The following is a 25,861-nucleotide window of genomic DNA, read 5'->3' as shown; positions in this document are numbered from 1 at the left end:
GATGAGATGCCAAAAATCGGTGTTGAACAATCATTATCAGATGTTACAGCTGCACTTCAGTCAAAGGGATACGATGTTGTGGAACTCCGCAATGAAGAGGATGCAAAAGGCTGTGACTGCTGCATTATTACAGGCCAGGATTCCAACATTATGGGAATCAGCAATGCAGTAACAAGCGGTTCTGTTTTTACAGCCAGCGGTTATACAGCGGATGAAATCTGCCAGCAGGTGGAGAGCAGGCTTCAATAGAAAAAGAAATGAGCTGCCGAAGCCGGCAGCTCATTTGCTGTTTACTGTTTTTTCTCAATATAAACCTGATGTGGAAACGGAATCTCAATTCCGTGTGCATCAAGTGTTTCTTTCACTTTTTTACGGAGATTGCGCTCTACGCCCCACTGCATCATATTCTCTGTCTTGGCGATAATCCGGATCACAACATCCGATGCGCCAAGGCTTTGAACGCCAATCACACTTGGTCCTTCAATGATTGATGCATCCTGGGCGGCCATATCATCACATGCCTTTTGAATAACCGAAATAGCCTCATCAATATTATCATCGTATGAAATGCCAATATCAACAAGTGCCCTCATGTTGCCCCTGGAATGATTGCTTAAACTGATAATCTCTCTGTTCGGCACATAATTAAGCGTTCCGTCAAAGCTTCTGATCTGAGTAGTCCGCAGGCCAACCTGCTCAACAATGCCAGAGTATCCTGCCGTTGTTACATAATCCTCGACATCAAGCTGTTTTTCAAGAAGCAGGAAAAAGCCTGTCACCACGTCGCTGACAAGTCCCTGTGCTCCAAAACCGATGGCAAGCCCTACAACTCCAGCCCCGGCAAGGAGAGCTGTTGCATCATATTCAAATACCTCAAATACCATCACGACAAAAATAAAGATCAGAATATATGAGAAGAGATTGAGTGTCAGACTCTGCAGCGTTCTGGATCTCCCAATTGAAATGGACTGACGCTCCTGAACCCTCTTAAACGTCTTTTCAACCACTCTTGTGCCAATAGCCCTTACGACCAGAAAAGCAATGAGTATGCCGATCAGCTTAAGTGTGATCACTCCGGCTGCCGTCAATAGGCCTACCCAGTTTACTCTGCTGATTAAATCAAAAAATTCCATGAACCAACATCCTTCCTGTACAAATAAAGTAAGACTAATTATTTGGTTACCCCAAGGACGTCATGTTAAACTTGATTTTGTAGAATTTAATCAGAAATTGCTGAGATTTGGTGATTGTTTTCAACCTGAAAAGGGAATACCAATACATGTGCTCCATTTTAGGCAACACGCCTTTTTTAAATTAATTATTATTTAACATTGACTGAAAATAAACATTGCACTATAATGGTCAATGTGAAATAAACAAGACAATAATTGAGAAAATCATTTTGTGATTCTCAATTAAACTGATATCGATTCCAGATATCAATTACATATTGGAGGGATACATCATGGCAGAACGCATGGTAGGTAAACAAGCACCGCGCTTTGAAATGGATGCGGTAATGGCTGACAAGGAATTTGGAAAAGTAAGCCTTGAAGAAAATATGAAAAACGACAAATGGACAGTGCTGTTCTTTTACCCAATGGACTTCACGTTCGTTTGCCCGACTGAAATTACATCAATGTCAGACCGTTATGATGAGTTCGAAGATCTTGATGCTGAAGTAATCGGCGTTTCAACTGATACAATCCACACTCATCTTGCATGGATCAACACAGACCGTAAAGAAAACGGCCTTGGCGACCTTAAATTCCCGCTTGCAGCGGATACAAACCACATGGTTTCACGCGAATACGGCGTCCTTATTGAAGAAGAAGGCGTAGCTCTTCGCGGACTATTCATCATCAATCCTGACGGCGAGCTTCAATACGCTGTTGTTAACCACAACAACATCGGCCGTGACGTAGATGAAACACTTCGTGTGCTTCAGGCTCTTCAAACTGGCGGACTTTGCCCGGCTAACTGGAAACCTGGACAAGCTACACTTTAATAAACGGTTGATGAGAGGTCTAACTTTTTGTTAGGCCTTTTTTAAACAAGCAATGGAGGGAAACACAATGAAATTACGCGCACCAATGCCTGAACTGAACGGCGCAACTGAATGGCTGAACGGCCAGCTGACAAAAGAAGACCTGATTGGCGAGAAACCTACACTGATCCATTTCTGGTCAGTAAGCTGCCATCTTTGCAAAGAGGCAATGCCTCAGGTAAATGAATTCAGAGATCAGTACAAAGACAAACTGAATGTTGTGGCTGTTCACATGCCAAGATCAGAAGACGATCTGAACCTTGAAGACATCAAGAAAGTTGCGGCTGAGCATGATATTTCACAGCCAATCTTTGTTGACAGCGAACATAAGCTGACAGATGCATTTGAAAATCAGTATGTTCCTGCTTATTATGTATTTGACAAAACAGGAGCTCTCCGTCACTTCCAGGCAGGCGGAAGCGGCATGAAAATGCTTGAAAAACGTGTAAACCGCGTGCTTGCCGAAACAGAAAACGCAGAATGAAAAAAGTGCTCCGTTTTCGGAGCGCTTTCTTTTTTCGACATTTTTAACCATTTATTTGATTTTCTAAACCTTTCCATGTATAATGAAAAAGTCAGTTCATTATGAAATACCCTTCTACCATATTAATAATGAGTCAATCAGTCCTTATACGGACAAATGCTTCAAATTCAAATCCTTTGATTTTTGTTAGCTCAATTCAAGCTGGCGCGGTCATCGGAGCCGCAAGGACGAGAGAGAGGTAGGGCTTTCGTTGCTTTGTGTTCACAGATAATAAATGAATAACCAATAGATTTGTCACACTATCAAAATCTTTTTATGATTTTATATGGCATTTAGCATTCACATGTTATAAAGACTATCTATTCCTCTAATTGATACTCTTTATAATATGTGAATATTTTATTTACCATGTTGTAAATAGTAGGGCATATTAAAAAATTTTTGGAGGTTTTCTCTCATGACGACTGGAAAAGTAAAATGGTTCAATTCAGAAAAAGGCTTTGGATTTATCGAAGTTGAAGGCGGAAACGACGTATTCGTTCACTTCAGCGCGATCACTGGCGAAGGGTACAAAACATTAGAAGAAGGCCAAGAAGTTGAATTCAACATCGTTGAAGGCAACCGCGGACCTCAAGCTGAGAATGTTGTAAAATTATAATGAACGAAAAAGCCGCTCAGGTCTGAGCGGCTTTTTTATTTGCTCTATTCCTGGATTTGCAGAATGTCACCACATCTGAAAACCTCAGTTGAAAACATATGGCTTTTAAAGATTTCCGTCCGCTTATGAAGGGTCATAAGCAGGTGGGAAATGACTTTTCGCAGGAGTCCTGTGATGCATGAAGGGTTCTAAAGAGCTGAGTTATGACTTTTCGCAGAGTCCGACGAGGTATAAAGGGTCATAAGCAACTGGGATCTGACCTTTCTCAGCGTGCTGCCAAACACGAAGGGTCATATTTTTTTTGCAAACGGTTACCTTTAACTGCTCTTAAAAAATCCATTGACACCGGTATCTGCATCCTGTATCGTGGTCAAGTATGTGTTAAATATTTAGGAGGCTCACCATGAATCAACAAAATGTACAGCAAGTAAAAATCACTACTGCAGATCCTTCGGCAATCGGGCTATTTGGACTCGCTATGGTAACACTAGTGGCTTCGTCACAAAAACTTGGATTGACTGACGGTCTTTCACTTATATTGCCCTGGGCGATATTCCTGGGCGGCTTTGCACAGCTTTTTGCAAGTGTTCACGATGCAAAACACAACAACACGTTTGGAACGACTGCATTTGGCGCTTTCGGTCTTTTCTGGCTTGGAGTCGGCGCAACCTGGCTGATTCAAATGGGCGTGTTCGGCGAGAAACTTGCGGCAGCCGCTGATCCAAAACAGCTTGGATTTGCATTTGTCGGATACCTGATTTTCAGTCTGTTCATGACAATCGGTGCAATGGAAACACACAAGGTCCTGTTTTTGATTTTTGTTTTTATCGATTTTCTATTTATCGGACTTTCACTGAGTGCTTTTGATATTATGCATGAGGCGACCCACATGCTTGCTGCTGTATCTGAGCTGATCATTGCCCTGCTGTCGTTCTACGGTTCTGCTGCAGCGGTACTGAATACTCATTTCGAAAAAACAGTGCTGCCTGTTGGAAAACCTTTTGGGATCTTCAAAAAATAAGCAAAAGAAAACGAGCAGGGTTCATTCCCTGCTCGTTTTACTTTTCTTCTCTGTAATGCTCCTGGCAAAATGCTTTAACCATGATTTCTTCTTCTTCTTCAAGCTCAAAATCAAGAACGCCATTTGTTTCCTGCTCCATCAGATGATAAACAGAAACGGTTCCTTCACCGGTGTCGTTTACAGCAAAAATCACCTTCATCAGGAGACCTTTTTCAGTATAAAGCTCATCCTCTTCATCTACCTCAAGCTCAAGAATAAATTCATACCGGTCTCCGGTGAGAATGCCAAATGGATCCTGCAGTTTTTCAACCGTATAGGCTGCTATGTTCATATGTATCATTCCAATCTTTCAGGGTATACTCCCTACCTATCCTACCTAAAAAAAGTCCATAAAACAACTTTATAGAAAAGAGTGTCAGATTTACTGACAGCACACTGCTTATATTTTACATTCTGCAAGACAAATCTCCTTAACCATTTAACAATTTGTACAGTGTAAAGCCAATTTGTTAAAAGTAAAATAGAGACAGGTATTATTTTTTTAATATTTAGACTATTTATGCGAAACGGAGGAGGTTTTTTATATGCCGGATAAAGTGGTCATCGGTTTAATTCAGGCAAGCAATGATACAGACGGAAATGAGGCTGTAGATATCCATAAAGAACGGGCGATTGAAAAGCATATGAAGCTTGTGAGGGAAGCAAGCAGCAGGGGTGCGCAGATTGTCTGTCTTCAGGAGATATTCTACGGCCCTTATTTCTGCACGGAACAGAATACGAAATGGTACGATGCAGCAGAGGAAATTCCAAACGGACCGACCACAAAACGGTTTCAGGAGCTTGCCCGTGAGCTTGGAATGGTGATCGTGCTGCCGATTTATGAAAGGGAAGGAATCGCAACTTATTATAATACTGCTGCTGTCATTGACGCGGATGGAACGTATTTAGGGAAATACCGCAAACATCATATCCCTCATGTCGGAGTCGGAAAAGACGGCGGCGGATTTTGGGAGAAGTTCTACTTTAAGCCAGGCAATCTCGGCTACCCGGTTTTTGATACAGCATTTGCGAAGATTGGTGTCTATATATGCTATGACAGGCACTTTCCTGAGGGAGCAAGGCTTCTCGGTCTGAACGGTGCGGAAATCGTCTTTAATCCTTCAGCAACGGTTGCAGGCCTGTCAGAATACCTGTGGAAACTTGAACAGCCTGCACATGCTGTTGCAAATGGCTATTATATAGGCGCCATCAACAGGGTGGGATATGAGGGGCCATGGAATATGGGTGAATTTTACGGACAATCCTATCTCGCCGATCCAAGAGGCAGATTTGTTGCTGAAGGAAGCCGTGACAGAGATGAAGTGGTCATTGGGGAGATGGATAAAAAAGTGATCCGCGAAGTCCGGGATACGTGGCAATTTTACCGGGACAGACGCCCTGAAACGTATCAGGAAATGACGGCCCTGCTGCCTTAAAAAGGAGGTAATGAGCTTGATGAGAGAGATTACGGCTCAAGAACTTGAACAGAACTTCATGGAAGTAGAACCGCCCCTGTCTGCCAGGGAAGCACTAGAAGAAGCAAACCGGTGCCTGTACTGCTATGATGCACCATGCATAAAAGCCTGTCCGACCGGCATCGATATTCCTTCTTTTATTAAGAAAATCGCTTCAGGCAATATGAAAGGATCAGCTAAAACCATTATGTCGGCAAATCCCGTCGGAGCGAGCTGCGCCCGTGTTTGTCCGACTGAGGAACTTTGCGAGGGAGCCTGTGTGCTGAATGCTTCCACGAAACCGATTATGATCGGCAACCTTCAGCGCTATGCAACCGACTGGGCGATTCATAATGAGCAGGTCCTGTTTCAAGCAGGGGAGAAGAACGGAAAAAATGTTGCCGTTGTAGGCGGAGGTCCTGCAGGTCTTTCAGCTGCAAGAGAACTTGCTCTGCTTGGCTATGAAGTCACCATTTTTGAATCGGAAAATCAGGCAGGCGGCTTAAACACTTACGGAATTGTTTCATTCAGGCTGCCGCAGGCCATTTCATTTTGGGAAGTCGATCAGGTGAAAAGCCTTGACGTGAAGATCAGAACGAATAGCAAAGTTGGAAGAGACATTATGCCTTCAGAGCTGCTTGAGGAGTATGATGCCGTGATTCTTGCCGCAGGAATGGCTGCTGTGCCAAAGCTTGGCATAGAAGGCGAGGATGCAGATGGTGTCTATGATGCCATTGAATTTGTCAAAGAAACAAAAACGGAAAAAACGCTTAAGCTTGCCGGGAAAAAAGCGGTCGTAATCGGTGCAGGGAACACGGCAATCGATGCTGCAACCTGCTCAGTCCGCCTTGGTGCAGAGGATGTGAGCATCCTCTACAGACGAACAAGAGCTGAAATGACAGCCTACGAGTTTGAGTATGAATTTGCCAAACAGGATGGCGTCGTCTTCAGATGGCTGACGGCTCCAAAGCGGATTATTAAAAATGAAGAAAACAAAGTGACAGGTGTTGAATGCATTAAAATGGAGCTTGCTTCAGCAAGTGAAGGAGAGCGGCCGCGTCCAGTGCCTGTTGAAGGATCTGAATTCATCATTGAAACAGATGCGGTCATCCGGGCGATCGGCCAATCAAGATATGTATCTCTCATAGAGAGTTTTGGCCTCGATCATGCAGACGGAGTCGTAAAGCTCACAGCAGGGACTTATCAGACCTCAAACGAAAAAGTATTTGCCTGCGGTGATGTTATCTTCGGCAAAGGCCAGGGTGAAGCCATGGTCGTCTCCGCTGCCCAGCAGGGGAAACTGACAGCTTATCAGATTCACAAAAAACTAATTTCAGAGGCGCTGAACCCGGCTTTGTAATTTCTTTTGTCATTAGGAACTGCCCAAGGCGGTTCCACATTTCGCATTGTCCAGTTCCACCGCCTAACTCCTCGGCCAGAACAAAATCCCCGTAAAAGGCAAACCCGGCCTTTTCCGGTGATTTCTTTTCTGTCTTTCGGAGCTGATCGAGGCGGTTCCACATTTCGCATTGTCCAGTTCCACCGCCTAGCTCCTCGGCCAGAACAAAATCCCCGTAAAAGGCAAACCCGGCCTTTTCCGGTGATTTCTTTTCTGTCTTTCGGAGCTGATCGAGGCGGTTCCACATTTCTTATAAAGGAGGATCCAAAACATGGCTGATTTAAAGATTGATCTTGCCGGGATACGGTCTCCGAATCCGTTCTGGCTTGCTTCAGCTCCGCCTACAAACTCGGGCTATCAGGTTCAGAGGGCATTTGAAGCAGGCTGGGGAGGAGCTGTCTGGAAAACACTCGGTGATCCGATTCTGAATGTTTCTTCAAGATTTGCAGCAGTCAGTTTTAATGGACAGCGCGTTGCAGGCTTTAACAATATTGAGCTTATTACGGACCGGCCGCTTGAAGTGAACCTGAAGGAAATTTATGAAACGAAAAAAAGGTTTCCGAATCATGCAATTATCGCTTCTTTGATGGTTGAGCCAAAACAGGAAAAGTGGCATGAAATTGTCAAGCGTGTTGAAGATGTCGGAGTTGACGGGCTTGAACTAAATTTCGGCTGTCCTCACGGAATGGCAGAGCGCGGAATGGGCGCGGCCTCCGGACAAGTGCCTGATCTCGTCGAAAGGCAGACCTACTGGGCGAAAGAAGCTGCGAAAACGCCTGTTATCGTGAAGCTGACGCCGAATATTACCGATATCACCGTGACCGCAGAAGCTGCAGCGGCAGGCGGAGCTGATGCCATCTCGATGATCAATACGATCAACAGCCTTGCAGGGGTGGATATTGATACATGGAATACAATTCCGCATGTAGCAGGAAAAGGGGCCCACGGAGGATATTGCGGTCCTGCTGTTAAGCCGATTGCGCTGAATATGGTCGCTGAATGTGCGAGAAATCCCCGCATTAATGTTCCGATATCAGGAATAGGAGGGATTTCAAACTGGAAGGACACAGTTGAATTCATTCTGATGGGAGCAACCGGAGTGCAAGTATGCACAGCTGCCATGCATCATGGCTTCCGAATTGTTGAGGACATGATTGAAGGTCTTTCAAACTACTTGGATGAAAAGGGCCTTGCATCTGTTATGGACCTCGTCGGGAAATCGGTTGAAAGGTATTCAGACTGGGGCGAGCTTGATCTGAATTATAAAATTGCTGCAAGAATTAATGAAGACGTCTGCATTAACTGCAATAAATGCCATATTGCGTGCGAAGACACGTCCCATCAGTGCATTGATATGCTGATGACGTCTGACGGAAAACCATACTTAAAAGTAAGGGAAGAAGATTGCGTAGGCTGCAATCTCTGTTCCATCGTCTGTCCTGTTGACGGGGCTATTGACATGGTTGAACTTGCAAATGAACTGCCTCCAATGACTTGGAATGAGCGGCAGTCAGCGATCGCTTCTCTTGGAACGTCCAATGCTGTGAAATAGGAAAGGGGGAGGAATTGTGAAAAAACTCATTAAAAACGGAACGATTGTGACAGCTTCGGATACATTTCAGGGAGATATTCTCATTATCGGAGAACAGATTGCTGCAATTGGCCTCAATCTGACAGAAAACGGTGCAGAAATCATTGATGCAAACGGATGCTACATTTTCCCGGGAGGAATTGACCCTCATACACACCTTGATATGCCGTTTGGAGGAACCGTTACAAAAGATGATTTTGAAACAGGGACGACGGCAGCGGCCTTTGGAGGCACAACGACCATCATCGATTTCTGCCTGACGGAAAAAGGAAAGCCATTAAAGGATGCCATAAAGACTTGGCATAAGAAATCCAAAGACAAAGCCGTAATCGATTACAGCTTCCACTTAATGATCTCAGAAATCAATGATCATGTCCTTGATGAATTGCCTTCAGTCATTGAAGAAGAAGGAATTTCTTCCTTTAAAGTCTTTATGGCCTACAAAAATGTTTTTCAGGCAGATGATGAAACCCTTTTCCGGACACTGCTGACCGCAAAAGAGCTCGGCGGACTTGTCATGGTCCATGCAGAAAACGGGGATGTCATTGATTATTTAACAAAAAAAGCACTGGAAGAAGGCAAAACAGATCCGGTTTATCATGCTCTTACACGTCCGCCTGAAGTAGAAGGCGAAGCGACGGGAAGAGCAGCCCAGCTTACAGGTCTTGCGGGATCGCAGCTGTATGTCGTTCATGTTTCCTGTGCAGAAGCTGTAGAAAAAATAGCCGAAGCAAGAAGCAAAGGATTTGATGTCTGGGGAGAAACATGCCCGCAATATCTTGTACTTGATCAGTCTTATTTAGAAAAGCCTGAGTTCGAAGGCGCCAAGTACGTCTGGTCACCGCCGCTCCGCGAGAAGAAGCACCAGGATGTTTTGTGGAACGCTATGAAGACAGGCGTACTGCAGACACTCGGTTCTGATCAGTGCTCGTTTGATTTTAATGGCCAAAAGGATCTTGGCAAAGGCGATTTTACGAAAATTCCTAACGGCGGGCCGATTATTGAGGACCGTTTCAGCATTCTTTTTTCTGAAGGGGTAAGTAAAGGAAGGATCAGTTTAAATCAATTCGTTGATTTGACGAGCACCAAGGCTGCGAAGCTGTTCGGCCTGTATCCGAAAAAAGGAACCATTGCAGTTGGATCTGATGCCGATCTTGTTCTGTTTGACCCTGCAGCTGAGAGAACGATTTCTGCTGCGACCCACCACATGGCTGTGGACTATAATGCGTTTGAAGGCATGGAGGTGAAAGGAGTGCCTGTTTCTGTTCTTTCAAGAGGGGAATTTGTCGTGCGCGACAGACAATTTGCAGGCAAAACCGGGAGCGGACAATATATAAAACGCGCTAAATATGGGAAACAGCTTGGAACAGCCGGCTCTTCAAAGGTCTCAATCTAAGAGTATGGGCAACCTCAAAATTTAATTGTTTCATGCGGAAGGGGACATGTATTGTGGCGAAAGGTTATTTGAAATCTCCGGATTTGCTGCCGATTCCTCATCATAAGAAAAACATCGGTTCACTTGGTTTTGGCCTGATTTGGGTAGGGATGGCTGTTGTTCTTGCTGCATTTGCCATTGGGGGTTCCGGGGTCCAGTCTCTTCCGCTTGGATGGGTCGTGGCCGCCACAATACTGGGATCCGTTGCTCTTGGTTTTATTATGACGCTTACGGGCGACATAGGTGTTGAGCACGGCTTGAGTTTTCCGGTTTATATGAGAGCGCCGTTTGGGACATTTGGGACACACATTCCTTCTATTGTGAGGGGATTTGTTGCTTCCTGCTGGTTTGGAGTCAATACGTTTTTCGGAGCAAGCGCGATGAATGCGATTCTTGCAACGTTATTTGGATTTGATAATTGGATGGTCTGCTTTTTCATCTTTGCCATTCTGCAAGTTGTCAACACGGCTCTCGGCATGAAAGCGATCGAGCGCTTTGCAGATCTTGCGGCACCCGTTATTATTCTTATTTCCGGATGGATGTATTTTACGCTGTCAGATCAGGCGCTGGCGCAGGGAAGAAGCGTCTGGTCGTGGGTAGAGAGTCCGGCAGCCGGAGGGGCAGCTGTCACCGCTTTTATGGTTGTCATCATGGCGAACATGGGGTTTTGGGGAACGCTTGCGGCAGATATGCCCTCCCTTTCCAGGTTTGTAAAGGCTCCTAAAATGGAGCGTAATTGGTTTAAGCGGAACAGGAGCCAAATTGCAGGAAATCTGATCGCTTATCCCATTGTTCAAACGTTTATGGTCGTGATTGGTGCGGTTTCCTATATCGCTGTGACGAACTACGACCCGGTTGTTGCCCTGCAGCAGTCTGCAACAGGCATCGTTCTCGGCGTACTGCTCATCATGATAGTCCTTGCGCAGTGGTCGACCAATACGTCAGCCAACCTGATACCTGCTGCCACTATCTTTTCAAATGTAGGGGGTCCGAAAGTGCCTTTCTGGGCGGGAGTTGCCGTTGCAGGCCTAATTGGAATTGTCGTGCAGCCTTGGAGCCTGTTTGGTATCATAATTGAAATTCTGCTCGTCGTCGGGGGCATTCTTTCCGCCATCTGCGGCATTTTAATTTCAGACTACTATCTTCTCAGAAAGCGAAGAGTGAATGTAAAGGACCTCTACGAAACAGAAGGACAGTACAAATACTATAAAGGCATTAATGCAGCGGGCTATATAGCATGGATAGCCGGGGGAGCGGCTGCTGTCATATTTAAAGACTACTCATTTATCATTGGTTTTGCAGCCGGTGGGGCAAGCTACTATTTTCTTGCAAAATACTGGTGGTTTAAAAAATATGCACAGGCTGAAATCACTGACCCGGATGATTCAAAATACCTCGGCATCACCGCAGGAAACGACTGGATCATTGATCTTGAAGAAGAATATGAGCCGAACATAGCAATCTCGCCTGCTCCAACAGAACACATATAATAGGAGGAGAAAGATGTCAGATTACCAGGAGTATCTTGCTGAACGGGACAAAATCGATTACTATCTCGGAAAAGGGTGGAAGATATCTTCCGTTACAGAAAACCTCAACGGAGCATTCCTTGTCTTCAAAGATCAGGATGATTCTGAAGCGGAAATGCAAGTGAAAACGGCTGATGGCAGAAAATACTTTTCGGCCATGCTGATTGCACAAGCTAAAAATTGACATTGTTCGACGCGGATAGGGCAGATTTTGTCCTATCTTTTTTGTGAGAAAAGCTGACAAACGTATAGTGTTCACCCTGTGCCTCTTTTATAATATAAGGAAGCGACATCAAAAAAGGGGTGTGCGGATGAAATCATACATAACGATTGATGAGATTTTAAATCGAAAGCATTTTTCCCGGACTGAAGTCATTGCAGGAGCAAATGGCCTGCGGCGGCAGTTAAAATGGGTGCATATTGTCGAATCGATTCAAATCAGCAATCTCTTAAATGGTCATGAACTGATTCTGACTACCGGTCTTGGTTTCAAGGATCATCCCGGACAACTTGTTTCTTTTCTTCAGCAGTTAATCGACAGGCAGGCTGCCGGACTGTGCATTGAGCTCGGCACTCATATCCATACCATACCTGAAGATGTTATTGAACTTGCTGATTCCCGCCATTTTCCCATCATTCTGTTTCATCACGAAGTGCCTTTTGTTGAAATTACACAAGATGTGCATTCCCTCATCATCAATAAACAATATCAACTATTATCTGAACTTGAAACCTATTCTCAGCAGCTGAACAAAATGCTTCTTGAAATTGAAGATTACAAACAAATCCTCAAATTTATGCAATCTTATCTGGAGGTACAGGTGGCGGCTGTTCTTGGAGGGAATAAAACCGACTTTTTCCCGGAACCTGACATCAGCGAAAAGGAAGCATTGCTATTTTCATTAAGAAGTGAGGAAAAGAAAGCATGGGCGGCCAGACAGCCCGTCCAAATTCTCGGCGAAACATATGCAGAATTGCATATATGGACCGAGTGCAGAGAACTGAACGAATTTGACCTTCTTGTACTGGACCGAACGGCAAATGCATTTGCCCAGCATTTGCTTAGGGACCTCTATGTAAAAGAGAAAAAAATGGCTGAAGAAAGCGAGTGGCTGACCAACTGGCTTGAGGGGGAATATACCGATGAAGTGATCAAAGAGCAGCTTGCTTTTCAAGATCCTATGCTGAGGCTTAACGGAGGCGCGGTGTGCATCTGCAAATTATCCCCTGATGCCGCAGGCCAGACCCAAAATGCAGACAGCACTTACTTTAAGTTATTATTCAGAACCGTTTTTGAACAATTCGGCTTTCACTTGTTTACCGTAGAAGTCCGCCATCACCTGATTTTCATTGCAGGAAACAAACGGAACAAGCAGGACTGGAAAGACCGCATGAGCGGAGCGATTTACAGAATATATTCAGGAAGCGGAACAGAGAGGCAGAGAGCCTCCTCCCTCACTATCGGTGTGGGAAAATTCGCGGACAGACTGGGGAATATACCGTACAGCTATCAGACGGCCAAAGAAACTCTCGCCCTGCAGGACTCACTCTCAGCAGAAGGAAAAAGCTGCTTTTATCAGGATCTTCATATGTACAGAATGATGTCTCTCTTAAAAAAACACGGTGACCTTGAAGAGACAATCAATGAATACCTCGGTCCTGTTCTTGAATACGACCGCAAGTACAACGGTGATATGCTGATTACGCTGAAAACCTATCTTGCCTGCAGCGGGTCGAAGCAGGAAACCTCCAAAAAGCTCTTTATTGTCAGGCAGACCCTGTACCACCGCATCGAAAAACTTGAGCTGTTGCTTGGGGAGAACTTCATGAATTCAGACAAACGCCTAGCCCTTGAGTTTATGCTCATGGCCTATGATTTTATCCGGAACACAGAAGGGACCATTCCGCTGCAGCATAAAATTGAATAATAGATTAGGAGCACTTCTAAGTGGAGGTGCTCTTTTTTGCTGTGCGGGAGGGGAGATTGCATCTAGTAAAACTGAAAATCGGTTTTGGAGGGCGAGATAGCTGCTGGACCTGACCCTCGAAAACCGTAAATCGATAACGGAGGGTAAGCAAGCGTTAGAATCGTACCCTCGGAAACCGAGAAACGATGTGGGAGGGTAAGCAAACGCGTGAATCGTACCCTCGGAAACCGAGAAACGATGTGGGAGGGTAAGCAAACACGCGAATCGTACCCTATCAAACTGAAAATCGATAACGGAGGGTAAGCAAACGCGTGAATCGTACCCTCTTAAACTGAAAATCGATAACGGAGGGTAAGCAAACGTTGGAATCGTACCCTGTCAAACTGAAAATCGATAACGGAGGGTAAGCAAACGTTGGAATCGTACCCTCTCAAACTGAAAATCGATAACGGAGGGTAAGCAAGCGTTGGAATCGTACCCTCTCAAACCGAAAATCGATATCGGAGGGTAAGCAAACGTTGGAATCGTACCCTCTTAAACTGAAAATCGATATCGTAGGGTAAGCAAGCGTTGGAATCGTGCCCTCTTAAATTGAAAATCGAAATCGGAGGGTAAGCAAACGATCGATTCCGGTGATTTCTTATCTGACTGCCAGGCCTGAACAGTCGGCTCCGCTTTTCTTGTGTCCAGCTGCGCCTCCTAGTCCTTCTGTCAGAACAAAATCCCCGAAAAAGTCAAAATCGGACTTTTCCGGTGATTTCTTATCTGACTGCCAGGCCTGAACAGTCGGCTCCGCTTTTCTTGTCACTATGTAGCATTCTTCCTTTCTTTTGTTTTACAGTGTGTCTAATGAACATGGTGGTGTTGTGGGGGATAATGAATTTATAGAATTTTCAGTAATCAGGAGGGATGAGAATGACAGTTGCTAATGAGGCAGCGGTTATAAAGAATTTTATTAACGGGAAATGGGTGAGTGCTGCTGGAAGTGAGATGCAGGATGTCATCAATCCTGCGACGGGAAAGAAAATAGCATCGGTGCCGATTTCAACTGGAGAGGATGTGCATGCAGCTGCAATGGCAGCGGCAGAAGCTTTTAAAACCTGGAAGCGTGTGCCTGTTCCAAAGCGGGCCAGAATTCTTTTTGCCTATCATCACTTATTGTCCCAAAACCATGAGGAGCTTGCGAAACTGATTGTTTCAGAGAATGGCAAGGCTTATAAAGAAGCCTACGGGGAAGTCCAAAGGGGAATCGAGTGTGTGGAGTTTGCGGCTGGGGCTCCAAGTCTGATGATGGGCGAGTCGCTTTCTGGAATTGCTGAGGAGATGGACTCTGAAATGTTCCGTTACCCGCTTGGGGCAGTCGGCGGCATTACGCCTTTTAATTTTCCGATGATGGTGCCGCTTTGGATGTTCCCTCTTGCAGTAGCATGCGGAAATACTTTTGTGCTGAAGCCTTCTGAACGAACTCCGCTCCTGTCAAACAGACTTGCGGAGATGTTTACGGAAGCTGGGGCTCCGGCCGGTGTGCTGAACGTTGTTCACGGAAGCCGCGATGTGGTTAACGGCCTGCTCGGGCATCCGGAAATAAAAGCGATTTCATTCGTCGGCTCACAGCCGGTCGCCAAATATGTCTATGAAAAAGCTGCTGCTAACGGAAAGCGCGTGCAGGCGTTATCGGGAGCAAAAAATCATCATGTCGTAATGCCGGACGCTGACTTTGAAAAAGCAGCCCAGCATATTGTCAGTTCGGCATTCGGCAGCGCGGGCCAGCGGTGTATGGCATGCAGTGCAGTTGTCACGGTCGGAGACGGAACCGAGTTCATGAAGATCCTTAAGCGAAAAGCGGATGAACTTGTGATGGGGAATGGCCTTGATGATGAGGTTTTACTTACACCGGTTATCAGGGATTCCCATTTGAAGAAAGTGATAGGCTATATTGAGAAGGGGATGGAAGAAGGAGCGGCTCTTGTCAGAGACGGACGGAGAGATATGGAAGCCAACAACGAAGGCTATTTCCTCGGAGCGACCATTTTTGACGAAGTCACCCCGGACATGACCCTTGCAAAAGAAGAAATCTTTGCGCCGGTACTCAGTGTTCTGAGAGCATCAGACCTTGACGTGGCTCTTGAATATATCCGCAAATCCCGTTATGGAAACGGGGCAACCATTTATACGAAGGATGCGCATGCTATCCGCACATTCAGAGAAGAAGCGGATGCGGGAATGCTCGGCATCAATGTAGGCGTGCCTGCGACGATGGCATTCTTCCCGTTTTCAGGATGGAAGGATTCTTTTTACGGTGATCTACATGTTAACGGAAAAGACGGCGTAAACTTCTATACGCGGAAAAAAATGATTACATCCCGATTTGATTTTTAACAGACAGGGAGGATGATTATGCAAAAGAGTACAGATGTAAAAGATGCCCTGCAAAAAGACGAAGCGCATCTGTGGCATTCCATGAAGCCGTTCAATCCAGAGGCAACCATAATCGCGAAAGAAGCTAAGGGAGCATGGGTGACAGATGCCGGCGGCAAGAGGTACCTTGATGCCATGGCTGGATTATGGTGCGTCAATGCTGGCTACGGGAGAACAGAGCTTGCAGAAGCAGCCTATGAACAGCTGAAAAAGCTTGCATATTTTCCGCTGACACAGAGTCATCTGCCTGCCATTGAGCTTTCGGAGAAGCTGAATGACATGCTTGGCGGGGATTATGTCATCTTTTTCTCAAACAGCGGATCTGAGGCGAATGAAACAGCGTTTAAAATAGCCCGCCAATACCATCACCAGACAGGAAGCAATGAGCGGTACAAGATTATTTCACGGTACAGAGCCTATCACGGCAACACTCTTGGTTCACTGGCTGCAACCGGCCAGGCGCAGAGGAAGTACAAATATGAACCTCTCGCTCCGGGCTTTATCCATGTAGCACCGCCCGATCAGTACCGTTTTCCTGAAGAAGAAGGAACAAAGCCTGCTGAGCTCAAATCGGTTCAGGCGATTGATCAGGCCATGACGTGGGAGCTCAGCGAGACAGTCGCTGCGGTTATTATGGAACCGATCATTACCGGAGGCGGCATTCTGATGCCTCCTGAGCAGTACATGCAGGGTGTTAAAGAATCGTGCGAGAAGCACGGCGCACTCCTGATTGTGGATGAAGTCATCTGCGGATTCGGCCGGACCGGGAAAGCATTCGGCTTTATGAACTACGGAGTAAAGCCGGATATCATCACCATGGCAAAGGGAATTACAAGCGCCTATCTTCCTCTGTCTGCAACGGCTGTGAAAAAAGAAATCTATGAAGCCTTTAAAGGGACGGAGGAATACGATTATTTCCGCCATGTGAATACCTTTGGAGGAAATCCGGCAGCATGTGCCCTTGCCCTTAAAAACATTGAAATCTTTGAAAAAGAGAATTTGTTTGAGCGCTCAGCAGAGCTTGGCGCAAAAATAAGATCGGAACTCACCTCAAGGCTGCAGAAAAATCCTCTGGTCGGCAATGTGAGAGGGAAGGGTCTTCTTATTGGAGTCGAGCTTGTCGAAAGCAAAGAAACAAAAGCCCCGTTAAATGCCGGTCTTGTCAATAAAGTCATGGCTGCATGCAAGGAAAAAGGGCTGCTGATCGGCAAGAACGGGGCTACAGTGGCAGGCTATAACAACGTGCTGGCCATCTCACCGCCTCTGAATATCGAGGAAGAGGATGCAGCATTTATTGTAGAAACGCTGATTTCAGAATTGAATGCAATCGCGGACCTGTCTTAAATACCTCGAGCAGTGCAGAGAAATCTGTGCTGTTTTTTTATTTTGCAGTGCTTAACAAAACATGAAAAAAAGAGTAAGATTTTAGGTATCAAAAATCAGAAGGAGCGACAACTATGAGAACGGAAAAAGAGATCATGCTGGCAGGAGAAATGTACGACCCTCAAGACAAAACGCTCGTAGAGGAGCGAATAAGAGCAAGGAAACTTGTCCGTCATTTTAACGAAACAACTGAAACAGACCCTGAACGTGTCAGCCTTCTGAAAGAGCTTTTAGGTTCAACTGGCGACCATGTCTACATAGAGCCGACCTTCCGCTGTGATTACGGCTCGAATATCCATGTCGGCGAAAACTTTTTTGCTAATTTTGACTGTGTCATTCTGGATGTATGCGAAGTAAGATTCGGAGACAACTGCATGCTTGCACCTGGTGTTCACATCTATACGGCAACTCATCCCTTAAACGCGAAAGAACGTAACAGCGGCAGAGAGTTCGGTAAGCCGGTTACCTTTGGAAACAATGTATGGATCGGAGGAGCTGCTGTTATCAATCCTGGCGTAACGATTGGCGACAATGCTGTGATTGCTTCCGGTGCGGTCGTGACAAAGGACGTGCCTCCAAACACAGTTGTCGGAGGAAATCCGGCAAAGGTTTTAAAAGTAATTGAAAATAACTGACACCAAAAGCTGAAATCGACCACGATTTCAGCTTTCATTATGTAATGAATGAGGAACTTTCCGGATGTTCCTATTCATCCCGCCTTTTTCGAATGGTTGTCTTCGGCCCTGCTTCCCCGGATTGTTCAAACAGTCTGTTTGTTTTTTCAGAAATCTTATCCGAAAGTTTCGATTGATACGTTGTGCCGATGTTCAGCTGGCCGCTTAATTCGTTGATGCCAAGCTGCCCAAAGTTGCTGCTGAGATCGGCCTGATCGATGTTCAGGTTTTCAATGGTTACGTTCTCGATAATGATCGAACGGGATTCATTCTTCCAAACATCTTTCACCTGTTCTTTAGCCAAATGCTTAACAAGAATGCCGATTTCGTTTTCAAGAGATTCAATTTTTTTCACCAGCTGATCCCGTTCAATCATTGTCTGATCTGTAAGGTCTGCCAGCAGTTTTCTTTTTAAGTAGGAAAATAGCATAGTATCACACACTTAAGTTAGATTGTTGTGACCTTCTATTGGCTGAATGGGTTCCGCTCTCGAAACAGGATAGGCAGCATAAACAAGACCATGATCAAAGTGGAGGCTGATTTGACTGGCGTGAGCAGGTTCAGGAAGCCGGATGACCCACTCGAAATCCCCGTAGGCCCGATGTTTTTCAACTTCCATCTCCTGGGGGTACAGGGCCCTTTTATGACCTTTTACTATTAAATCGATATTGGATTTAAGCGCAAATGTGACATCATCCCGTCCAACCCCGGGGAGCTCAATGACTGCACATACATGTGTATCGCTTTTATATAGGTCATAAAGAGGCTTATGGTTTTCCTCAAAAAGCCGCTCAGGCTTTTGCTGATCAAAAATATTCTGCCAGAAATCATTCTTCTGATTGGCATTCGTAAATTCCAGCCATTTTTGAACCTTGTGAATATCCATAGAGCTCCTCCTTTAATCCCATTTTTATATCTGACTGACAACCGGCATCGACGGATTCGCGATTTGATCCTGATCGCTTACGTCCGGATCAATTGTACATGTGTTCATTTGTGAAAAAGTTGGAGAAAAATTGCCGAGGGAAAAATTAACGCCAAAGAATTTGCTGTTTGCGGTATGACTGTTATGGACAGTAGGACCCAAGTCAACATTCCCGTTCTGGGTAACACCGTTGACCTGAAAGTTAAACACATTTATCTGAAAGGGCATATCTTTAACTCCTTACTTTTTAGTAATCGGAACATATACCTCAGGAGGTAAATCCATATTTGAACCAGGACCAGCCATTGCGGGCACCGGAAATGGAAACCCGTTTACCGGCGGATTTGGAATGGGAACAGGAACCTGCGTCGGAACACCTATACTGATAGGATCAGAGTTGGCAATATCGGTTTGATCATTGACATCCGGATCAATATAAACGTTTTCCATCAATGCCTCTGCAGGGGAGGTGTCACCGTAAGAAGAGTTAAGTCCCTGAGATTTATTGTTGGATGTATGACTGTTGTGAATCGCTTCCCCAATTGTTACGGATCCGTTGCCTGAAATACTGTTTACCTTTAAGCAGTAGAGATTAACAACTGTAGGCATTGCTTCACCTTCTATTCATCTTTACGTTATCCATATGCAGAAAAGGGCTCATCGGTTCTTGCCCGGAAAAAATAAGAAACGGGAAGAGTCATTCTTCCCGTTTTCAATAATAGCCGTAATAAGGATAATAAGGATATCCGTATCCATAATAATATGGATTGTACAGCGAGCTCAGCGCGAGTCCTCCGAGAAGTCCGCCAAAGAACGGAAAACCAAATCCAAACGGATAAAATCCAAACGGTCTGCCAAATCCAAACCCAAATGGACGTCCGAAGCCAAACCCGAACCCCGGTCTGCCAAATCCAAATCCCGGTCTCCCGAAACCAAACCCCGGTCTTCCAAACCCAAATCCCGGCCTTCCAAAACCGCCAAATCCAAACGGTCTTCTGACATCATTCATATCAAGCAGTTCCTGCTGATTTTCCATTTTAACATCTCCTTGAACAGGGATAAGCATTTCATTGATGCCTGCACAAAAAAAGTATATGCTGGGAAAAGCTTTGCCGGGTGGGCGTCTTTGGAGAAAAATCGTTCGTACCGAAGTCATGCAAAATGCTTTAAAAAAGCTTACAGGTAATGGTACGATAGTCAAGGTGAATTTTTATAAAGGAGTCCTGCATATGAAAATTGAGCTTGCGGCATATGATCCGGCTTGGAAAACACTGTTCCAGCAGCAAAAAAGAAAGCTTGAAAAATGCTTTAAAAATGCGGAATTTAAAATTGAGCATATCGGAAGCACGTCTGTTGAAGGTCTGTCTGCCAAGCCGATAATCGATATTCTGATCGGCGTCCCTGGTGAAAAGGACTTGCCCGATGTGGTTTCAGCTCTTGCAGGAGAGCCATACATATACAAGAAAGTTTACGATCAGGCACTGCCCTTCAGGCGGTTTTTTATTGGGGTAAAAGAGGATGTGCTTGACCTCTATCCAAATCCTGTTGAAGATGAGGGTCTGACGGTTGCCAGGGAGCACAGAACCGCTCATATTCATGCTGTGCCGGTTACGCATCAGTGGTGGGAGGATCATCTTTTGTTCCGTGATCATCTTCGGGCCAGTCCCGATGACCTCAAATACTATGAAGAAACAAAAAGAGCCCTCTCTGAAAAAGAGTGGGAAAGCGGCAATGACTATGCATCTGCAAAATCAGATTGTGTCATGCACATACTAAACAAAGCAAAACAGCTGAAAACAAATCAAGAGGAAGTGTCGGAATGAGTTTATTAGCCATATATGGAAGCAGCCGGGAGAACGGCAATTCAGAAAAATTGGCAGATTGGGTGTTAGAGGGAACAGAGCATACGGCTATCCATCTCCGTAAAAAAACCATCCTGCCGATTGCTGATAAGCGGCATGAGGAAGGGGGCTTTCAGCCGGTTGAAGATGATTTTGATTCTGTCATTGACGCCTTTCTGAAGGCGGACACGGTTGTCTTTTCAACCCCGCTGTACTGGTACGGAATGTCTGGTTCAATGAAGGACTTTTTCGACCGGTGGTCACAGGCATTACGGGATGAAAAATTATCTTTTAAAGAAACAGTTAAAGGGAAAAAAGCCTATGTAGTCATTGCTGGCGGAGACTCCCCTAGAATAAAGGCATTGCCGCTGATTCAGCAGTTTCAGTATATCTTTGATTTCGTCGGCATGGAATTTTGCGGCTACATTATTGGGGAAGCCAATGCGCCCGGAGATATGGAAAAAGACAAAAAAGCAGCTGCAGAAGCAAAAGTCATGAACGCGCAGATTAAGCATATGAATAGGTAATGTTCAGAAAACATGGATGAGTTCATCCATGTTTTTTTCATGTAAGACCATGGATGGAGGCGTTTCATGATAAAGTTTTAAACCTGTTTCATTAATTAGCATTAATTTTTTAAAAATTGAGTAAAATGACTAGAAATATATTTCGAAACCCGATATATTAAGTAATACGTTGTAAATTTAAACAGTTGAGGAAACGGTTGAGGCCGGAGGAGGGATAAGAAGTGGAAACATTTAAGAAGCTTAAGGCCTTCTATATGCCTTACAAAAATGATTTTTTATGGTCAATGGCTTTTTTGCTCATTATGACGGGGATTACTGTTGTGTATCCAATGGTGCTTCAGTTTACGATTGATGATGTGGTGCTGAAAGAGCAATTTTCGCTTGTGCCGTGGATTGCCCTGGGCTTTGTCGGAATTATGGTGGTTAAAGGAGTTGCGACATACTTTCATCAGTATCTTGGCGACATGTTCGGCATCAAATCTGTTTACAGATTGAGAAATGAACTATATGAAAAACTGCAGAGGCTTCCGTTCCGCTACTATGATAATGCGAAAACAGGCGACTTGATGTCACGGCTGACAGCAGATGTAGAAGGCTTCCGGTTTTTTCTTTCATTCGGGATTGCTGAACTTATCCGCTTCATTATTCTTATTGCCATCAGTCTGTGCGTCATGTTCTATTACTCTGTGCCGCTCACTTTTGTTACAATTGCGGCTCTTCCGTTTCTTGCCGTAGCGGTCTACCGTTTTGACAAGAGGGTTCATCCGGCATTCAGAAGCATCAGAAAATCGTTTGGAAAGCTGAACACAAACGTGCAGGAAAACATCAGCGGCATTCATACTGTAAAATCATTATCCAGAGAAGATTTTGAAATTTCAAAGTTTAATTCCTCCAACAATGAATACAGACAAAAATATTTGGATACTTCTGATGTCTGGGCAAAGTACTTTCCGCTGATGGAGTTTATCGGCAACATCTCCGTAGTTGCTTTATTGGGCTTTGGAGGATATATGGTCATAAACGAAAGTCTTCAGCCCGGGGAACTTGTAGCCTTTTACAGTCTCGTCTGGTACATCATGTGGCCGATTATGAACCTTGGATTTGTCATCAACTTATTTTCCCAGTCAAAGGCATCCGGGGAAAGGCTGCTCGAAATTCTGGAAGCAGATGAAGAAATTACGGACAGGGATGAACAGCTTTCCAGAGAAAAGCTGTCAGGGCATGTCACCTTTAAGAATGTCTCCTTATCATACAATGATCAAGATGTTCCTGCCCTTACAAATGTGTCATTTGATGCGCCTCCAGGGAAAACAATCGGGCTGATAGGCGCCACAGGTTCAGGAAAGACGACGGTCACCCAGCTGATGACACGTTTTTACGAAGCCACTTCAGGACAAATCCTTTTGGACGGCAAAGATATAAAAGATCATACAATTAAAACACTGCGGGGCAGTATTGGAGTTGTCCTCCAGGAATCATTCCTTTTTTCTACGACAATCAAGTCTAATATTGCTTACGGGAAACCAAATGCCACGATGGATGAGATTGTAAATGCGGCAAAACGGGCCCAGGCGCATGATTTTATTATGGAGCTTCCTGAAGGCTACGACACGATGCTCGGTGAGCGGGGAATGGGACTTTCAGGCGGTCAAAAACAGCGGATTTCGATAGCGCGGGCTATATGTGTTGATCCGAGCATTCTGATTCTGGATGACTCAACGAGTGCTGTTGACATGGAAACAGAATTCCGGATTCAAAAGGATTTAAAAATGGTGATGAAGGACCGTACAACGATCATCATTGCCCACCGCATTTCTTCATTAAAACATGCAGATGAAATTATTGTCTTTGAAGACGGCGGGGTCGCAGAGAGAGGGACGCACGAACAGCTGCTTCAGGCTGAAGGCCCATACAGACGAATCTATGATATCCAGTACAAAGATCAGCAAGCCGTAGTTCAGTCAAACGCAGGGTAGGTGGGAACATGAAAACGGATGAAAAACAAAATTTGATTAAACAGAGGTTCTATTATTCAACGGACCAGATTATTGAAAAACCTTTTAACTGGAAGCAGATGGGGCGTCTGATGGGCTATATTAAGCCTTATTCAAAGAATCTTCTGCCGCTGTCTTTTTTAACGGTCATTCTGACAACGATCGTCAGGCTGATTGTGCCGATCCTGATTGGCGTCTATACCCTTGACAAAGCGATCGTCCAAAAAGACCTTGATCTGCTGTGGGTGCTTGTCGGTTCGATTTTCGGACTGTATCTCGTTTCCTATGTTGCGAATACCCTCCGGATCAGGTGGATGAATATGCTCGGGCAAAACGTGATCTATGATTTGCGCAAGCATTTGTTCACCCATGTACAGTCCCTTTCCCACCGTTTCTTTGACTCAAGGTCGGCGGGGTCCATTCTGGTAAGGATCATGAATGACATCAATTCCCTTCAGGAGCTGTTCACAAGCGGGGTTATCAATCTATTAATGGATTTCCTGCTGCTGATCGGCGTTATCGTCATTCTCTTTACCATCAGTCCGCCGCTTGCCCTTGCCATTATGATTATTCTGCCGGTGATGTTCTTTATCTCAACAAGCCTGCGGAAAAAAATCAGAAGATCATGGCAGACAGTAAGACTTAAGCAGTCCATGCTGAATTCGCATTTGAACGAGAGTATTCAGGGAATTCGCGTGACGCAGGCGTATACTCAGGAAAAAGAGAACATCGAGTTCTTTGACGGAATCAACACAGAGAACTTCAGCAGCTGGCAGGATGCGACCCAGAAGAATGCCGTGTTCCGTCCATTCGTTGAAATGACTAATGCGATCGGAACAGCGATTCTTATCTGGTTTGGCGCTTCTCTCATTGCAAATGAATCGATTACAATTGGAGAATTTGTTTCGTTTGCTTTTTATCTGGGCATGTTCTGGGAGCCGATTTCAAGACTTGGGCAGGTGTACAATCAGCTGCTGATGGGGATGGCTTCCTCTGAACGGATTTTTGAATTTCTTGATGAAAAGCCAATTGTTTCTGAAAAGGATGACCCTGTTGTCCTGCCGGATATGAAAGGAAACATCGCCTTTGATGAAGTCGAATTTTCCTATGACGGCACCCGAAAGGCATTAAACAGCGTTTCTCTTGAAATCAAGTCCGGCCAGACTGTAGCACTTGTCGGACATACCGGCTCAGGAAAAACAACGATTGCGAGTCTGATCAGCAGGTTCTACGATGCTACCGGGGGCGAAGTGAAAATCGACGGCTACAACATTAAAGATCTTTCAATAGGAAGTCTCCGTTCACAAATCAGTGTGGTTCTGCAGGATACGTTTATCTTTTCCGGCACAATAATGGAAAATATCCGTTTCGGCAGACCGTCAGCGTCAGATGAAGAGGTGATTGCAGCAGCCGAAGCGGTAGGTGCTGATGAATTTATAAAAGATTTGGCGAACGGTTACGCGACAGAAGTGGAAGAGCGGGGGAATGTTCTGTCTGTCGGTGAGCGCCAGCTTCTTTCTTTTGCAAGAGCCATTCTTGCAGACCCCAAAATTCTCATACTTGATGAAGCAACAGCAAGCATTGATACGGAGTCTGAAATGAAAATTCAGCAGGCATTGAAAACGCTGTTGAAGGGCAGAACCGCCATTATGATCGCCCATCGCCTGTCAACCATCCGCGAGGCAGACAACATCATCGTCCTCGACCACGGAAACATTATGGAGAAGGGCAATCATGATGCATTAATGAAACATCAGGGAATTTATTTTGAACTGGTAAAGTCACAGTTTAAAATGCTTGATGCAGGATAACAGCAAAGAGTCAGCCGTTTCGGCTGGCTCATTTTTTTAAGTCTTAATGCTTATTTTGAGGGAAGATTCTATTAAAATGAAACGTTTAGTCAATTGAATCGTATTTTCTAAGAAAGGAGAGTGATATTTTATGGTGAAGAAAAAATCGCTTCTGATAGGTGTGATTTTGATTTTGGCAGCACTTTTTACAGCAGCATGCAGCGGTGAAGAAGACAGGAAGCAGGAAGAGACAGCAGTCAACGAAGTACTGAACCGTCTTTTCACAGGTCCTGATGAAACATTTGCAGATTTAATGCTGAATCCTAAATACAGGAAGGTAGTTAATGGCGAGGAAAAGAATGAGAAATTGGATGCATACATAAAAAAAGAATATGGGCCGTACATGACAGAAGATTACTTAAATACGTTCCTGTCGACGATTGGTGCTCAATACACAATACTGGCATACGAAAATGGATACACGCTGAGTCTTAAAAATCTGACGGTAAAACAGGATGAGAACCAATCCGCGCTTTATATGTTCAGTGCAGAGGTCGGCTATCAGCATAAAAATGGAGAAGAAAAAACGGCAAATGTAGAAGGGGAAGCATTATTCTCAACGCAGGAAAAAGAAAAGATCCAGGGATTTCAGAACCTGGATGACGATGGACTGGCAGAAGATTTGAGAGAGGCCGAATAAGCCAGGAATCAGCCGTATGAAAAC

The 25,861-nt window shown here is 44.9% G+C and carries 27 protein-coding genes and 1 pseudogene; 20 read left to right on the top strand and 8 right to left on the bottom strand.

Annotated features, from left to right (window positions below; genetic code table 11):
• The first annotated feature begins 6 nt into the window (after positions 1-6).
• Positions 7-249: a YkuS family protein gene (locus MHB63_00630; GenBank protein MEK3805090.1), complete on the top strand. Its 243-nt coding sequence runs from the start codon at positions 7-9 to the stop codon at positions 247-249.
• 41 nt (positions 250-290) lie between these two features.
• Here MHB63_00630 and MHB63_00625 read toward each other — a convergent pair whose 3' ends face one another.
• Positions 291-1,133, bottom strand: coding sequence for a mechanosensitive ion channel family protein (locus MHB63_00625; protein MEK3805089.1), 843 nt, complete (start codon positions 1,131-1,133; stop codon positions 291-293).
• Between the two features lie 332 nt (positions 1,134-1,465).
• Here MHB63_00625 and MHB63_00620 point away from each other — a divergent pair, with 332 nt between their 5' ends.
• The 4 genes from MHB63_00620 (at position 1,466) to MHB63_00605 (ending at position 4,210) form a co-directional block, all read left to right on the top strand.
• Positions 1,466-2,008, top strand: coding sequence for a peroxiredoxin (locus tag MHB63_00620; protein ID MEK3805088.1), 543 nt, complete (start codon positions 1,466-1,468; stop codon positions 2,006-2,008).
• Positions 2,009-2,075: 67 nt separating this feature from the next.
• The gene (locus MHB63_00615) at positions 2,076-2,531 is read left to right on the top strand and encodes a TlpA disulfide reductase family protein (GenBank protein ID MEK3805087.1); all 456 of its coding nucleotides are present in this window, start codon (positions 2,076-2,078) and stop codon (positions 2,529-2,531) included.
• A 457-nt stretch (positions 2,532-2,988) separates the two neighbouring features.
• Positions 2,989-3,189: a cold-shock protein CspD gene (cspD, locus tag MHB63_00610; GenBank protein ID MEK3805086.1), complete on the top strand. Its 201-nt coding sequence runs from the start codon at positions 2,989-2,991 to the stop codon at positions 3,187-3,189.
• Positions 3,190-3,592: 403 nt separating this feature from the next.
• Positions 3,593-4,210 carry an acetate uptake transporter gene (locus MHB63_00605; GenBank protein ID MEK3805085.1) on the top strand — a complete coding sequence of 206 codons (618 nt, stop codon included), beginning with the start codon at positions 3,593-3,595 and terminating at the stop codon, positions 4,208-4,210.
• Between the two features lie 37 nt (positions 4,211-4,247).
• On the opposite strand, the gene MHB63_00600 is transcribed toward MHB63_00605, so the two are convergent.
• Positions 4,248-4,541 carry a DUF6509 family protein gene (locus tag MHB63_00600; protein MEK3805084.1) on the bottom strand — a complete coding sequence of 98 codons (294 nt, stop codon included), beginning with the start codon at positions 4,539-4,541 and terminating at the stop codon, positions 4,248-4,250.
• Positions 4,542-4,794: 253 nt separating this feature from the next.
• On the opposite strand from MHB63_00600, the gene MHB63_00595 reads away from it, so the two are divergent.
• From MHB63_00595 to MHB63_00565, 7 genes are all read left to right on the top strand, one after another.
• Complete coding sequence (locus tag MHB63_00595) at positions 4,795-5,685, top strand: nitrilase-related carbon-nitrogen hydrolase (protein MEK3805083.1); 891 nt, start codon at positions 4,795-4,797, stop codon at positions 5,683-5,685.
• Between the two features lie 19 nt (positions 5,686-5,704).
• Positions 5,705-7,063 (top strand): NAD(P)-dependent oxidoreductase, encoded by a 1,359-nt coding sequence (locus MHB63_00590; GenBank protein ID MEK3805082.1) that lies wholly within the window; start codon positions 5,705-5,707, stop codon positions 7,061-7,063.
• Between the two features lie 310 nt (positions 7,064-7,373).
• Positions 7,374-8,654, top strand: a complete 1,281-nt coding sequence (gene preA / locus MHB63_00585; GenBank protein ID MEK3805081.1) for an NAD-dependent dihydropyrimidine dehydrogenase subunit PreA — start codon at positions 7,374-7,376, stop codon at positions 8,652-8,654.
• A gap of 16 nt (positions 8,655-8,670) precedes the next feature.
• Positions 8,671-10,089, top strand: coding sequence for a dihydropyrimidinase (gene hydA / locus MHB63_00580; GenBank protein MEK3805080.1), 1,419 nt, complete (start codon positions 8,671-8,673; stop codon positions 10,087-10,089).
• Positions 10,090-10,142: 53 nt separating this feature from the next.
• Complete coding sequence (locus MHB63_00575; protein MEK3805079.1) at positions 10,143-11,618, top strand: NCS1 family transporter; 1,476 nt, start codon at positions 10,143-10,145, stop codon at positions 11,616-11,618.
• 13 nt (positions 11,619-11,631) lie between these two features.
• Positions 11,632-11,841, top strand: coding sequence for a hypothetical protein (locus tag MHB63_00570; protein MEK3805078.1), 210 nt, complete (start codon positions 11,632-11,634; stop codon positions 11,839-11,841).
• A 127-nt stretch (positions 11,842-11,968) separates the two neighbouring features.
• Positions 11,969-13,585 (top strand): PucR family transcriptional regulator ligand-binding domain-containing protein, encoded by a 1,617-nt coding sequence (locus MHB63_00565; protein MEK3805077.1) that lies wholly within the window; start codon positions 11,969-11,971, stop codon positions 13,583-13,585.
• A gap of 640 nt (positions 13,586-14,225) precedes the next feature.
• Here MHB63_00565 and MHB63_00560 read toward each other — a convergent pair.
• Complete coding sequence (locus MHB63_00560) at positions 14,226-14,393, bottom strand: hypothetical protein (protein MEK3805076.1); 168 nt, start codon at positions 14,391-14,393, stop codon at positions 14,226-14,228.
• Positions 14,394-14,500: 107 nt separating this feature from the next.
• Between MHB63_00560 and MHB63_00555 the strand changes: the two genes are divergently transcribed.
• From MHB63_00555 to MHB63_00545, 3 genes are all read left to right on the top strand, one after another.
• Positions 14,501-15,964, top strand: a complete 1,464-nt coding sequence (locus tag MHB63_00555; GenBank protein ID MEK3805075.1) for a CoA-acylating methylmalonate-semialdehyde dehydrogenase — start codon at positions 14,501-14,503, stop codon at positions 15,962-15,964.
• A gap of 18 nt (positions 15,965-15,982) precedes the next feature.
• Positions 15,983-17,347 carry an aspartate aminotransferase family protein gene (locus tag MHB63_00550; GenBank protein MEK3805074.1) on the top strand — a complete coding sequence of 455 codons (1,365 nt, stop codon included), beginning with the start codon at positions 15,983-15,985 and terminating at the stop codon, positions 17,345-17,347.
• A gap of 113 nt (positions 17,348-17,460) precedes the next feature.
• Entirely contained in the window at positions 17,461-18,021 is a 561-nt protein-coding gene (locus MHB63_00545) for a maltose acetyltransferase domain-containing protein (GenBank protein MEK3805073.1), read from the top strand.
• Positions 18,022-18,091: 70 nt separating this feature from the next.
• Here the strand turns inward: MHB63_00545 and MHB63_00540 are convergent, their stop codons facing one another.
• From MHB63_00540 to MHB63_00520, 5 genes and pseudogenes are all read right to left on the bottom strand, one after another.
• On the bottom strand, positions 18,092-18,490 hold the full coding sequence (locus tag MHB63_00540; protein MEK3805072.1) for a hypothetical protein: 399 nt from the start codon (positions 18,488-18,490) through the stop codon (positions 18,092-18,094).
• Positions 18,491-18,502: 12 nt separating this feature from the next.
• A complete protein-coding gene (locus tag MHB63_00535; protein MEK3805071.1) occupies positions 18,503-18,946 on the bottom strand; it encodes an Hsp20 family protein in 444 nt (147 codons plus the stop codon).
• Between the two features lie 24 nt (positions 18,947-18,970).
• Positions 18,971-19,213, bottom strand: coding sequence for a spore germination protein (locus MHB63_00530; GenBank protein ID MEK3805070.1), 243 nt, complete (start codon positions 19,211-19,213; stop codon positions 18,971-18,973).
• A gap of 150 nt (positions 19,214-19,363) precedes the next feature.
• A pseudogene (locus MHB63_00525) lies at positions 19,364-19,594 on the bottom strand (spore germination protein).
• Between the two features lie 103 nt (positions 19,595-19,697).
• Entirely contained in the window at positions 19,698-19,994 is a 297-nt protein-coding gene (locus tag MHB63_00520) for a hypothetical protein (GenBank protein ID MEK3805069.1), read from the bottom strand.
• Between the two features lie 220 nt (positions 19,995-20,214).
• Here MHB63_00520 and MHB63_00515 point away from each other — a divergent pair, with 220 nt between their 5' ends.
• The 5 genes from MHB63_00515 to MHB63_00495 all read left to right on the top strand — a co-directional run bounded on the left by MHB63_00515 (position 20,215) and on the right by MHB63_00495 (position 25,837).
• Entirely contained in the window at positions 20,215-20,808 is a 594-nt protein-coding gene (locus tag MHB63_00515; protein ID MEK3805068.1) for a GrpB family protein, read from the top strand.
• Complete coding sequence (locus MHB63_00510; protein ID MEK3805067.1) at positions 20,805-21,353, top strand: flavodoxin family protein; 549 nt, start codon at positions 20,805-20,807, stop codon at positions 21,351-21,353. Before MHB63_00515 ends, MHB63_00510 begins: the two co-directional genes overlap by 4 nt.
• Positions 21,354-21,574: 221 nt before the next feature.
• Positions 21,575-23,329 carry an ABC transporter ATP-binding protein gene (locus tag MHB63_00505; GenBank protein ID MEK3805066.1) on the top strand — a complete coding sequence of 585 codons (1,755 nt, stop codon included), beginning with the start codon at positions 21,575-21,577 and terminating at the stop codon, positions 23,327-23,329.
• 8 nt (positions 23,330-23,337) lie between these two features.
• Complete coding sequence (locus tag MHB63_00500) at positions 23,338-25,158, top strand: ABC transporter ATP-binding protein (protein ID MEK3805065.1); 1,821 nt, start codon at positions 23,338-23,340, stop codon at positions 25,156-25,158.
• A 130-nt stretch (positions 25,159-25,288) separates the two neighbouring features.
• The gene (locus tag MHB63_00495; GenBank protein MEK3805064.1) at positions 25,289-25,837 is read left to right on the top strand and encodes a hypothetical protein; all 549 of its coding nucleotides are present in this window, start codon (positions 25,289-25,291) and stop codon (positions 25,835-25,837) included.
• Positions 25,838-25,861: the final 24 nt, after the last annotated feature.

The sequence above is a fragment of the Bacillus sp. FSL H8-0547 genome, assembly GCA_038002745.1.
Lineage (GTDB): Bacteria > Bacillota > Bacilli > Bacillales > Bacillaceae > Bacillus_P.
This window is presented reverse-complemented; position numbering and strand designations above follow the sequence as displayed.